This is a genomic window from Pseudomonas sp. PB105 (assembly GCF_009764655.1).
GTDB lineage: Bacteria > Pseudomonadota > Gammaproteobacteria > Pseudomonadales > Pseudomonadaceae > Aquipseudomonas > Aquipseudomonas cyclaminis.
Genome location: NZ_RWIO01000065.1, coordinates 21491 through 33824 on the forward strand (window position 1 = coordinate 21491; position 12334 = coordinate 33824).

Here is a 12334-nt window from a genome sequence, read left to right on the forward strand (position 1 = left end):
CATCTACTTATCTTTTTGCCAATCACAAAAGCTCATCGCTGTTTCTACAGTAGACGCAATAATTTATAGGCATCAACCATGCATCAACCGTTACTGGAACAAAAAAAACTGCAGCTATACAGCCATCCGTTATTTGCGGAAATAACTTCACTTAGCAAGTTACGACGCTTTATGGAAGGCCATGTTTTCGCTGTTTGGGACTTCATGACACTCACCAAACGCCTGCAACAGGACCTGACCTGCACTCACTTGCCCTGGCTGCCACCCTGCGACCCGCAAGCTGCACGCCTGATCAATGAAATAGTGCTGAGCGAAGAGTCAGACACGCATCCCCGTGGAGGCCATTGCAGCCACTTCGAGCTGTACCTGGAAGCCATGGCCGAGGTCGGCGCCAGCACCTCTGCAATCAACCGTTTCGTTGCGCTCCTGCGTCAAGGCGCGACGGCAGATATGGCCTTGCACGAGGTTGCGCCGCCTGCCGGGGTGGCCCGTTTTGTCAGGGCAACGTTATGCGTCGCGGTAAACGCGCCCACGCACTGTGTGGCGGCTGCGTTTCTTTACGGCCGCGAGCGTGTCATCCCCGCGATGTTCGAGCGCATCCTGCAAGCGGATGCGTCGATCCTGCATCAGGCGCCTACCTTGTGCGGCTATCTCAAGCGCCACATCGAACTGGATACACAGGATCATGGCCCGGCGGCGGAGCAACTGCTCGCACGTCTGCTCAGTGCAGATCCAGCGTATGCGCAACAAGCCGGGGATACAGCCCTCGCCGCCATGCAAAGTCGCATCGACTTATGGGACGAGTTGCGGGTCTCGTTGCAAGGGGTACGCCCATGAACACTACCAATTACCCCGCCATTGCCGAAGATTGGGAGCGCCGCGCAACCGTTCGCACACGCCCTCGCCGCCTGCTCGAAAACGATGACAAGTTGATCTACCCCTTGTGCCGCCAGCCATTGGTACTCAGCACAGCCTTTGTTCAACATTGCCCGCAGTGGCGCGACTTCGTGCTGGTGCAAAGCTTTTACAAGTTCATCAATGACGTGGTCATCTTCGAGACTGAAATCGTCGATAAAACTGCCCGCAGCATAGCCAAGAATCGCTTCTCGCTGCCCTTCCCCCTCGCCTGCCGCGTTGACGCGATGACCGTTGTGGTGGACGAGGACTATCACGCGCTGGTTGCACTGGATTTTCTGCAACAGACGGTGGCCATGACGGGCATACAACCGCTGGACCTGCCCGGGCAAATCGAGTTGAGCCGCGCGCTGCCGGCGGCACAAGCCCTGGCACCCGCTCACCTGAACGACGCGGTGGAGTTGATTGGCGTGGCCATCGCCGAAAACACCGTCACCCAGGATGTAGCAGCGTTTTCCAAGGACAACAGTGTCAAAGCGTCGGTTCGCGGCTTGATGGCCGACCACTTGTTTGACGAAGGTCGCCACGCGCAATTCTGGACGCGGCTGGTGCGCATTTATTGGCAGGCCGCGAGTGCCGATGACCGCGACAGCATCGCTCAAGTGCTGCCGACGTTCCTGGCGCATTACCTGACCAACGACCTGCAGAAGAACTTCGATCTGCATCTGGTTGATCATCTGGACATCAATGACAAAGTACGCAATGCACTGCGCGATGAGGTCATGGCACTGGCGTTCCCCATCAGCCGCCATCACCCATTGATGGGCAATATCATGACCTTCCTTCAGCACAGCGGTTTATTGCAGACACCCAGTGTTGCGCAGGCGTTGAACGACTACCTGCCAGCGTCCGGGAGGCCTACATGAGGCGACTGAACATTGGCTGGAGCGGCGCCAGCAGCGCTTTGAACGATATCCGGCAAGTGCTTGAGCAATACGGGCATATCTCAAGCGACGACGCCCTCGACCTGTTGATTGACGATGGCAGCCAACCACCGCCGATCCACGCTGACCAAACCCCACGGATACGCCTGCGCGTGGGCATTGGTCCGGTCGCCGACGGCGGGCTGCCCCAGCTGCAAGTGCGCGCTTATGCGCACGACTGGCGGACAGTTGCCGTACTGCACATCGCCGACGAGCCCAGTGGAAACGGTCACCGGCTGCGCCAGCAGGCGATGAGTGCGCTGGTCGAATGGGTCGTGCTGCACGTCAGTGGCTTCGCCCGCGATCCAGAGTACTTTTCTGCAACCGCAGTTGCCAATGAGTGGCCCGAGCAGGACTTGCGAGCCTTGGAGGCGCTGGCGTTTCTTCATCGATTCAACCGTACGGCAGACCTCACGTTGATGCAGGAAGCGCGGGTGTCGCCAATCGAACAACTGCAGGCCAGCCTGCACACCTTCGCCGAACGCCCGGCGCTGAACATCGCCGGCAGCCAGGTGACCTACCGTCAATTGCATCGCCACGCCCTGGCGATCCAGCAACGATTGCTGCCCTTGCTGGACACCGCAGACGCGCCGCCGGTGGTGGGTGTGTACCTGGAAAAATCCACTGAGCTATACGCCAGTATTCTCGCAGTGCTGGGCTGCGGCGCGGTGTACATGCCGCTCGGCACCGAGCAGCCCGCTCAACGCCATCACGTCATGCTCGAAAGCGCGGGGGCTCGCGTATTGCTGGACGCCGGTCAGCATCCATTGCGGGGGCGTTTTGTGTCAGTGGATGTGCGCAGTGTCGCTCCCCTCGACGCCGACATCACACGCCCGTTGATACGCCAACGCCCGCACCCGAATGCCCCCTGCATCGTGCTTTATACATCGGGCACCACCGGCCAGCCCAAGGGCGTGCTGCTCAGCCAATACAACCTGGCGCACTTCACGGCGTGGTTCAAGCGCTGCATGGGTTTGGACGCGCAGAGCCGCGTCCTGCAGTTCTCGCCGTTGAGCTTCGATTCGTCGCTGATCGATATTTTCCCTGCCTTGATAGCCGGTGCCGAGTTGGTCGTCCCAAGCGAAGAGCAACGGCGCGATCCTCACCAACTGCTTGAAATGCTCCACCAGCACTGTGTCACCCACGCCTTTCTGCCGCCCGCCCTGCTCAACATCCTGCCGCCCGACGCCTGGTTGGGGCTAACGCACCTGCTGACGGGAGGCGATGCGTGCGAGCCTCATGTGATCGAGCGACTGGCGGGGCAATGTCAGTTTCACAACCTCTACGGCCCTACAGAGGCGACGGTGTTGGTCACCCATCGGGTGATGCAGGTCGGCGACAGCAACCGCAGCCTTGGCCTGCCCATTGCCAATAGCCAGGTGCTGATCCTTGATGCCGACCTGCAACCGGTGGATGAACAGGTGATGGGCGAGGTGTACATCATCGGCCCTGGGGTAAGCCTGGGATATGTGAACGAACCGCAACAAGCGGCCAGCGCTTTCGTCGAACTGACAGTGCCCGGTGGCCGGAACCTGCAGGCCTACCGCAGCGGCGACCTGGCCAAATGGACCACCGAGGGCATTGTGCTGGGTGGGCGATGCGACGATCAGGTGAAGATCCGTGGCTTTCGGATTGAGCCTCAGGAAATTGAGCAATGCCTGCGCAACAGCCGGTTGTATCGCCAGGTGGCGGTAGTTATCGATGGTGAAAACAGAATCCGATGTTTTGTCGCCCAGCCTGAACCGGGTGCTACGGTGGCAGGCCTGCAGCAATATGTGCGGCTGTGGCTGCCGGATTACATGCAGCCCGACGGTTGGGTCGAGTTGGCGGGTATGCCGTACACCTGCAATGGGAAAGTCGACCGTAAAACCCTGTTGGCGCTACCGTTTGAGCCCCCTTTTCGGACTTCTCCTTGCACTGCATGCACCCCGTTTCAAACGCGGTTAAGCAGCCTGTGGGGTGAGTTGCTGGCGTTGCCCGTTGATCGGCTGTCCATGGATGACAGCTTCTTCGATCTAGGCGGTCATTCAATGTTGCTGTCGATGCTGATGCTGCGTGTTCGCGAGCAATTCGGCGGTGGTTTCACGCTAGGTCACTTCCTGGAAGTACCGACGATCCGTACCCTCGCAACCCTGCTGGAGAACGGTGAACGGCCCGATGCTCCCTTTGCTCAGGCGATTCGGGATGCCCAGCGGAAGTGGGTGATCAACACGCTGACACAAGACCGTGCGGGGGATCCCCGCAAAGTGATCGTGACGGGGGCCAACAGTTTCGTCGGCAGCCATATCGTCGAAGCCTTACTGGCCGGCGGTGCAACCCAGGTTGCCTGCCTGGTACGCGAGGAGCCGGGGAATACCGCGATGGCCCGGTTTACCGAGGCGTTGCGCGAGTACCGCCTGGCACACCTTGACCTGAGCCGGGTGCACGTCTTCGCGGCCGATATCAGCCAGCCGCAATTGGGCTTGAGCCGTGAGGTGTACGACGCCCTTGCAGAGGATTTCGGCGCACTGGTGCACAACGCGGCACGGGTCAACCACGTACTGGACTACCTCTCACTGGCGAGGGACAACGTCGACCCCATATTCGAATGCCTGCGTTTATGTGAAACACGCAGCAAAAAAGTCTTCAATTTTGTCTCGACACTGTCGGCCTCCAGCAGCATCAATTCGCGGGGACATGTGCTGGAAACACCTGCGGCGACCACATTGCCGCTGTACATCAAGAACGGCTACAACCTGTCCAAGTGGGTTGCCGAGCGGCAGCTGGGAGGCGCACTCGCCCAAGGTGCCTGGGTGAATATCTATCGTCCCGGGAATATCAGTTTCAACAGCCGCAACGGTGTCTGCCAGCCGCAAAAAAACCGCCTGATGTTGATGCTCAAGGGGTCTCTGCAACTGGGCTTGCTGCCGCATTTGGATTTGAACTTCGATTTGATGCCTGTGGATTTTCTGGCGCGCTTCATGGCGTTCCACTGCGGCCGCTTTGAGGCCGACAGAAACGTGTTCAACCTGCATAACCCACAACCCTTGAGTTGGGAGCGCTACCTGGATGCATTCAGCCAGGCAGGCCACCCCTTCGAACGAGTGAGCATTGCGCAATGGCAGCAGGCGTTACGAACGGTGGGACCGGACAACGCACTGTTTGGCGTACTTGGGTTCTACCTTGATCGCCTGGATGAGGACATCGGCGATACTTCGACGATTCGCTACGACAACGCGCGGCACGGTGTTCAGCAGATGGGGGAGTCCTACCCCGAAAAAGATTCGGTGCTGTTGAGCAAAGGCTGTAACTACCTCAAGGCCATCGGCTTTCTTTGAAACGCCTCAGGACAACCTCATGAAACCGCTGCAACCTGATACGTTAATCCGCAACCCGAACGGCGTGCCGATCGTCGCCTGCGTCGTGGTCGATTGCCCTGCCAGCCACCTCTGGAACGCGGTGGGTCAGTTCGGGGGCTTCGATGCATTCATTCCTGCCCTGACGCATATCGAAATGACCGGCGCCGGTGTGGGCGCGTTGCGCACGAAGTTTTTCCACGATGGCAACCTCGTGGTGGAACAGCTCAATAGCCGGGATGAGCATGCGATGCGCATGACCTGGACCACGATCTACAACACCCTGGGCGTGGCCAGGTTGTGGGCGGCAATCAACGTAGAAGCACTTGGAGAACAGTGCTCCAAGGTAACCTGGACCGTTATTGCCGAGCCCGAAGACAAGGGGCAGGAGGGATTTGAACAGTTTGTGCAGGGGTTCGTCGACAGCGCCCTGGAGAATGTCCGCCGCTTGCTGGCAAAGCGGTAGGAGCGAAATCGCTCGCTCCTACCACACACTCGGCAGATCAAATCTTGAAGCTATCGACCAGCTGCTTCAACCGATTGGCTTGTTGCGAGAGCGCATCGCAGTCCTTCAGGGTTTCGTTGAGATTGGTCACGCCCTGTTGGTTCAGCAGGTTGATCTGGTTGATGTCGACGTTGAGGGTTTCCACCACGGCAGTCTGTTCCTCGGTGGCCGCAGCGACGGACTGGTTCATGCCGTCGATCTCGACGATTCGCTGCGTAACGCTGACCAGGCGCTCGCCCGCCTGGTTGGCCACTTGAACGCTTTCTTCACTGGAGGTCTGACTGGCATTCATGGTGGTCACTGCCTCACGCGAACCCACTTGCAGCGAAGTGATCATTTTATGAATCTCTTCAGCCGACTCCTGGGTACGGTGAGCCAGGTTACGCACCTCATCAGCGACCACGGCAAATCCGCGTCCTGCTTCACCGGCACGAGCCGCTTCGATGGCCGCGTTCAATGCCAGCAGGTTGGTTTGCTGGGAAATACCTTTGATCACATCAAGGATGTGGCCGATGTTGTCAGTGCTGGCGTTCAGAGTTTCGATCTGGGTGCAGGACAGGCTGATCTTTTGCGACAGCTCCGACATTGCCAGGATGGTTTGCTCAACTACTTTGCGCCCATCGTCGGCCTGCTCGCTGGCACCACTGGCGTGCTGTGAAGCGTCGGCGGCGTTACGTGCGATTTCCTGGGTAGCGGCGCCCAGCTCGTTGATGGCTGCGGCCACGCTGTTGGTGCGTGCGCTCTGCTCGTCAGAGCCGATGATCGAGGCATTGGATGACGCCATCACACGCTGGGACAAGTCATGCACCTGGCGTGTGGCTGAGGACACTTCGGAAATCGAGGCGTGAATACGCTCCACGAACCGGTTGAACGCACTGCCCACTTCTCCGAACTCGTCTTTGCTGGTGACCGCCAGGCGGCGGGTCAGGTCGCCCTCGCCTTGGGCAATGTCCTGCATGGCAATACCCATGGTGGTCAGGGGCCGCAGCAGCACTTGGATCAGCAAGCTCAAGAGCACGGCAATCGCGACGACGGCGATCAGCATGGCAATCAATGCGGACGTACGGAATTTACCCAGCGGTGCGTAGGCTTTGTCTTTATCAATCGACAGACCGATATACCAATCAGCACCAGGCAAGCCACTGATAGGCGTGAACGACAGGATGCGATCCTGGCCTTTGAGGACGACCTCCTGGTTAAGTTTCTCGATGCGCAGGCTGATGCCAGGATAGATATCCTTGAGGTTTTTCATCACTTGGTCTTCGTCAGGGCTGACGATGACTTGGCCGTCACCGCTGACCAGGAACGCATGGCCGATACCGCCGAAATCCACCGAGTTGATGATCTTCACCAGGGTTTGCAGGCTCAGGTCTCCGCCGACCACGCCGAGCAACTCGCCATTCTTTTTCACCGGCATGGCGATCGTTACGATCTGCCCTCCCACTGCGGCCATATAGGGCGGCGTGAGCATGGGTTTATCGGCAGCCACAGCTTGTTTGTACCAAGGACGCTGACGAGGGTCGTAACCGTCAGGCATCTTTGCGTCCGGGCGCTGGGTGAACACCCCGTTAGTTTGGCCAACATAGGTGAACTGGAAGTTCGAAGTGAACGCTGGTTGATCGACCAACCCCGGGAGGTCAGCCCCACTGCCTTGGTGGGCAACGTTTTGCGTCAGGCTTTCGAGCACCAATATTCGACCGCTGAGCCAGTTCTGCACGCTGCTGGCGGTGAGCTCACCAGACTGCTGAATAGACGACTCCAGGTTCTGCTTGATGGTGCTGCGCTGCAGATAGTCGTTGTAAAGGGTAAATAACGCGAAGGCCAGAACCACAACGCCTGACGCGGCCAACAAAATTTTATGACTGAATTTGAGATTCATTTCATCGACTTCTTTTTGCCAAAGGGGGGTGAGCGGGCCGAATGGAGCATTCCATGTAACGGTGTCGGCAGCTTCTCAGGCCGCTCTATTTCGGTGCACACATGGCTTATCAGGCTTTCGGCCACGTCGAAGCAAAACTTAGGGGTTTGTGGGAAAGATCTTCTTTTTAAGTAGGAAACCGACCAGTGGTTGTCGTACAAGGACCAGAGTTGCAAATTTTTTCCGCCTATCAAACAATGCGACTAATTATCATTTGTGCCGTCTGGCCGAGCTCGTTTACATGCCGCCCTCTGAGTACATCTCGTGTGAAGAAAACGTTGTGCAGGCGCTTTACTGCACCCACCACAACTGGCTGAACACTTGGCTGCGCAGCCGCCTGGGTAATGCAGCCGATGCTGCAGACCTGGCTCAAGACACCTTCGTACGCCTGCTGCAGAGAACCGAGCGTTTTGAACTCAAGGCGCCACGGGCATTTTTGCGCACAATTGCCCGAGGTTTGGTCATTGATCACTGGCGCCGCGAGGAGATCGAACGGGCCTATCTCGAATCAATCGCCCATCTGCCCGAAGCGTTGGCGCCGAGTGCTGAGGCGCGAGTATCGGTGCTGGAGTTGCTGGAGGAGATCGCCCGGCTTTTGGAAGGCTTGAAACCCAAGGTGCGTAAGGCATTTCTGATGGCCCAGTGTGATGGGCTAACGTACAAACTGATCGCGCAGCAGATGGGTATCTCACTGAGGTCAGTTGAGCGTTATGTCGCCGAGGCGCTTTATCACTGCTACGTCCTGCGTTATGGCACCCATGGATAACTCCACACGCTGCGGTCCAGATCCTAGGGTGGTCAAGCAGGCTATCAGTTGGATGCTGCGCTTGCGTAACAACAGCGCCAACACTCAGTTGCTCGTGCAATGTGAGCACTGGCGCGAAGCTCATCATGATCATGAACTGGCTTGGCAACGGGTTCAGGCGCTGCAGCAGGAGCTGAATAGCCAGCTGACCGCGATCCCCGAGACGCACAGGGCACTGGAAAACAGTGCTCAGGGCCTTGGGCGGCGGCAGGCGCTGAAGCTATTGTCCGGAGCACTGTTGGTGGGTTCGGCGGTATGGGTAAGCCGGGATCTGAGCGGTTGGCAGCGCTGGACTTCTGACTTCGCAACAGCCACCGGCGAGCGCCGCAGCATGCAACTGCCCGAGGGCACTCGCCTGCAACTCAACACAGACAGTGCGGTAGACCTGGATTTCAAAGCGCTGCAGCATCTGATCACATTGGTGCGTGGGGAAATCCTGGTGACCTGCGGCGCTGCTTTGTCTGCCCCCTTGTTGGTTCAAACGCGCCATGGCTTGCTCGAAGGCATCGAAGGGCGCTTTACCGTTCGCCAGGACAACGACTGCACACGCTTGAATGTGGTCAGCGGTAATGTAGTGATTCACTCACCTCACAGACCTGATGGACTTTCGACGCGCGTTCGCGCGGGAGAGAGTTACCTCCTGCGTCAGACCGAAGCCATGCTTGTTCCTCCACCGGATATGGACGTTGCTGCGTGGGCGGATGGGCTGATTGTGACTCGAAATATGCGACTCGCCGATTTCCTTTCAGAAGTTGGGCGTTATCGCCCTGGCCATTTGGGCTGCTCGATGGATATTGCAGATTTACGGCTATCGGGTGTGTTCCGTCTGGAGGACACCGATAAGTTGCTGGCGATACTTGCGCGCACACTGCCGGTACACGTGCGCTATCGCACGCCTTGGTGGGTGAGCCTGGAGCGGAGGGTCTGATTTTTTACTTTTTTTGGCGGCTTTTTCCCCAGAGTCCGGCTTAGTCAGTAAGCCAATCAATCTGCCCTTACCGGCCTCTACGGATCTTGATCATGCCTGTGTGTTTTCACCGCAATACTTGCGACTCTTCCTACCCCCTATTGGGTCAAGCCATACGCGCAGCATTGCTATCTACGGCGCTGGGTATCAGTACGGTGCCGATCACTGTCTTGGCCGCAGAAGGCAGCGCAGAGCTGGTTAATCAACACTACGAGATACCTGCAGGACCGCTGAGCGAGGTGCTCAATGAGTTCTCTCGACGGGCTGGCATTACTCTGTCCAGCACGCCTGCACAAACTCAGGGCCGGCAGTCGGTGGGGCTAAAAGGTGACTACTCTGCCGAGCAGGGTTTTACTCGTCTGCTAGAAGGCACAGGGTTGCAGGCAGTATCCGGAGACGGTGTCAGCTTTGTCTTGCAGGTGCTGCCGGAAAGCAACGCGCTGACTCTACCGACCACCGACATCAAGGGTTTCGCCTTGGGCAATGCCCTTGGGAGCATGGAAGGCTACAACGCGACTCACAGCCAGATCGCTACCAAGACTAGCACCGCCCTACTGGAGACCTCGCAATCGGTTTCGGTAGTGACGCGTGAGCAAATGGATGACCAAGGCTCCCAGACCGTTTCCCAAGCCATGCGTTACACACCTGGCGTGCTGACCAACCCTTATGGCGCAACGCATCGGTATGACTACGTGGCGATGCGCGGTTTCAATGATGGCTCGGTGGATAACATTTACCTTGATGGTTTGAAGTCCATGGGGGACAGCGGCACCTATAGCACGATGCAAGTTGATCCGTATTTCCTGGAGCGCGTGGACATTCTCAAGGGGCCTTCCTCGGTACTGTATGGGCGCAGCTCGCCCGGCGGCCTAGTGGCACTGACCAGCAAGAAGCCGCTGTTCGAGCCTTATCACCAGGTTCAAGCAACAGTGGGAAGCAACGGGCAACGGGGGATGGGATTTGACTTCAGCGGCCCAGTGGATGAAGACAAGCGCATCGCCTATCGACTGACAGGGCTGGCGGATAAATCCGACACCCAATTCGACTACGCCAAGGAGAAGCGCTACGCATTGGCGCCAACTCTGAGCATCGACTTTACCGACGATACTTCACTGACGTTACAGGCCTATCTTCAGCATGATCCTGATGGCGGCTATCACAGCGGGATGCCAGCGGATGGCACACTGCATCAGCGCAATGGGCAGCGAATCTCCAACCACTTCTTTGAAGGTGAGCCCGGAGTTGACGGCTACAAGCGAGACCAGCAGTCGTTCGGCTATCAGTTTGAGCATCGCTTCGATGATGTGTTAACCGCACGACAGAACTTTCGCTACCTGGATTCCAAGGTGCAATTGGATCAGGTGTACGCCTATGGCTGGACCACTCCGACCAGTAATGAGCTGAATCGCTATTACTCGGGCGGTGATGAGAAGCTGCATGCATTCATCATCGACAACATGTTGCAGGCTGAATTTTTTACTGGGGCGACCAAGCACACCACGCTGGTGGGTGCGGACTATCAACGGCGTAAAACAGTGGTGGATTGGACGAGTGGATCGCTTGAGCCAATCAATGCGTTTAACCCCACCTACGGCAACTCCGCTATCAGCTATTACAGCCCTACCAGCTATCTACGACGGTTAGAGCAGACTGGGGTTTATCTGCAAGACCTGATCGAAATGGATAAATGGCGGTTTTCATTGGGGTTGCGTCAGGACTGGGTACAGACCTCTGACGAAAACCGCGTTGCAGAGACGAATCGGCCAGCGGGTACTGAGATCAGTGATAAGCGCACTAAACTTACTGGACGCGCAGGTGCGTTGTACCTGTTTGATAGTGGCCTGGCACCCTATGTCAGCTACTCCGAGTCGTTCAATCCCAACTCCTATTCCGACAGTGCAGGCACTCCGCTGGCACCTACCGATGGGACACAGTGGGAAGTGGGGTTGAAGTATCAGCCGCCAGGCACCGAAAACTTGTTCACGGCATCGTGGTTTCGCATCGATCAGGAAAATCTGGCAACCAAGCTACCGCAGGAAAACTTCTATCGTGGTGTCGGCGCTGTGCGCTCGCAGGGGCTGGAATTGGAGGCGCACATGCAGCTAACCGATAACCTCAAGCTCTTGGGCAGCTATACCTTTACCGATATCGAGTACTCCAAGTCGATGGTGAGTACCTTGAGCACTGCTGACAATCTGATTGAGAACAAGGGTAACTCGCCGACGCAGGCACCTCGTCATATGGCGTCGATCTGGGCTGACTATAAGTTTGAGATTGGCGCACTGGATGGGTTGAGGCTTGGAGGTGGCGTGCGGTATGTAGGTTATAGCTGGGCAGATGCGGAGAATACGATGAAGGTGCCTTCCTATACGCTGTACGACGCGTCGGTAGGATATGACTTAGGTAAGGTCGGTTTGAAGGGCGTGGATGTGCGGCTTAATGCGAACAATTTGACCAATGAAACTTATGTAGCGTCCTGTGCCAGTCTGAACTTCTGCTATCTAGGAGAGAAACGTAACTTGAGCGCGACCGTCAGTTACCAGTTCTGATCCGTTACTGGGGACCACACCCACCAGCGGCTCTAAACGACAAAACCCCTGTCTGTTTAACAGACAGGGGTTTCGGAATTTAATCTTGACGATGACCTACTCTCACATGGGGAAACCCCACACTACCATCGGCGATGCATCGTTTCACTGCTGAGTTCGGGATGGGATCAGGTGGTTCCAATGCTCTATGGTCGTCAAGAAATTCTGTGTATCGGACCGTTGCGTTAGCATCGCTCCGATGAAATTCATGAGTTTCTACATAAAACAAAACCCCATCTGCTTTTGCAAATGGGGTTCTGGAATTTAATCTTGACGATGACCTACTCTCACATGGGGAAACCCCACACTACCATCGGCGATGCATCGTTTCACTACTGAGTTCGGGATGGGATCAGGTGGTTCCAATGCTCTATGGTC

At 57.1% G+C, this 12334-nt stretch carries 8 protein-coding genes and 2 rRNA genes; 7 read left to right on the forward strand and 3 right to left on the reverse strand.

From position 1 onward, the window contains the following. Positions 1-78: 78 nt before the first annotated feature. From EJD88_RS17285 to EJD88_RS17300, 4 genes are read left to right on the forward strand one after another with little or no spacing between them, the layout of a single operon-like run. On the forward strand, positions 79-837 hold the full coding sequence (locus EJD88_RS17285; RefSeq protein ID WP_158878574.1) for a DUF3050 domain-containing protein: 759 nt from the start codon (positions 79-81) through the stop codon (positions 835-837). Further along, complete coding sequence (locus EJD88_RS17290) at positions 834-1781, forward strand: diiron oxygenase (protein ID WP_158878575.1); 948 nt, start codon at positions 834-836, stop codon at positions 1779-1781. The genes EJD88_RS17285 and EJD88_RS17290 overlap by 4 nt, the downstream gene beginning before the upstream one ends. Then, entirely contained in the window at positions 1778-5155 is a 3378-nt protein-coding gene (locus tag EJD88_RS17295) for an amino acid adenylation domain-containing protein (RefSeq protein ID WP_158878576.1), read from the forward strand. The genes EJD88_RS17290 and EJD88_RS17295 overlap by 4 nt, the downstream gene beginning before the upstream one ends. A 19-nt stretch (positions 5156-5174) precedes the next feature. After that, positions 5175-5639 carry an SRPBCC family protein gene (locus EJD88_RS17300; protein ID WP_099584298.1) on the forward strand — a complete coding sequence of 155 codons (465 nt, stop codon included), beginning with the start codon at positions 5175-5177 and terminating at the stop codon, positions 5637-5639. Positions 5640-5676: 37 nt separating this feature from the next. Here the strand turns inward: EJD88_RS17300 and EJD88_RS17305 are convergent, their stop codons facing one another. Beyond that, positions 5677-7557 carry a methyl-accepting chemotaxis protein gene (locus tag EJD88_RS17305; protein WP_099584297.1) on the reverse strand — a complete coding sequence of 627 codons (1881 nt, stop codon included), beginning with the start codon at positions 7555-7557 and terminating at the stop codon, positions 5677-5679. 280 nt (positions 7558-7837) lie between these two features. Between EJD88_RS17305 and EJD88_RS17310 the strand changes: the two genes are divergently transcribed. From EJD88_RS17310 to EJD88_RS17320, 3 genes are all read left to right on the forward strand, one after another. After that, positions 7838-8362 carry a sigma-70 family RNA polymerase sigma factor gene (locus EJD88_RS17310; RefSeq protein ID WP_158878577.1) on the forward strand — a complete coding sequence of 175 codons (525 nt, stop codon included), beginning with the start codon at positions 7838-7840 and terminating at the stop codon, positions 8360-8362. Further along, positions 8346-9329 (forward strand): FecR domain-containing protein, encoded by a 984-nt coding sequence (locus EJD88_RS17315; RefSeq protein ID WP_158878578.1) that lies wholly within the window; start codon positions 8346-8348, stop codon positions 9327-9329. The genes EJD88_RS17310 and EJD88_RS17315 overlap by 17 nt, the downstream gene beginning before the upstream one ends. Before the next feature lie 92 nt (positions 9330-9421). Beyond that, positions 9422-11917 carry a TonB-dependent siderophore receptor gene (locus EJD88_RS17320; protein ID WP_158878579.1) on the forward strand — a complete coding sequence of 832 codons (2496 nt, stop codon included), beginning with the start codon at positions 9422-9424 and terminating at the stop codon, positions 11915-11917. An 83-nt stretch (positions 11918-12000) separates the two neighbouring features. Here the strand turns inward: EJD88_RS17320 and rrf (EJD88_RS17325) are convergent. Both rrf (EJD88_RS17325) and rrf (EJD88_RS17330) read right to left on the reverse strand, forming a co-directional pair. Then, positions 12001-12116 (reverse strand): 5S ribosomal RNA (rrf, locus tag EJD88_RS17325). A gap of 108 nt (positions 12117-12224) precedes the next feature. Continuing rightward, a 5S ribosomal RNA gene (gene rrf / locus EJD88_RS17330) occupies positions 12225-12334 on the reverse strand; the annotation flags it as partial.

Coding starts and splice junctions, on each gene's coding strand:
- EJD88_RS17285 (WP_158878574.1), top strand. CDS start 79: ATGCATCAACCGTTACTGGAACAAAAAAAACTGCAGCTATACAGCCAT.
- EJD88_RS17290 (WP_158878575.1), top strand. CDS start 834: ATGAACACTACCAATTACCCCGCCATTGCCGAAGATTGGGAGCGCCGC.
- EJD88_RS17295 (WP_158878576.1), top strand. CDS start 1,778: ATGAGGCGACTGAACATTGGCTGGAGCGGCGCCAGCAGCGCTTTGAAC.
- EJD88_RS17300 (WP_099584298.1), top strand. CDS start 5,175: ATGAAACCGCTGCAACCTGATACGTTAATCCGCAACCCGAACGGCGTG.
- EJD88_RS17305 (WP_099584297.1), bottom strand. CDS start 7,557: ATGAATCTCAAATTCAGTCATAAAATTTTGTTGGCCGCGTCAGGCGTT.
- EJD88_RS17310 (WP_158878577.1), top strand. CDS start 7,838: ATGCCGCCCTCTGAGTACATCTCGTGTGAAGAAAACGTTGTGCAGGCG.
- EJD88_RS17315 (WP_158878578.1), top strand. CDS start 8,346: ATGGCACCCATGGATAACTCCACACGCTGCGGTCCAGATCCTAGGGTG.
- EJD88_RS17320 (WP_158878579.1), top strand. CDS start 9,422: ATGCCTGTGTGTTTTCACCGCAATACTTGCGACTCTTCCTACCCCCTA.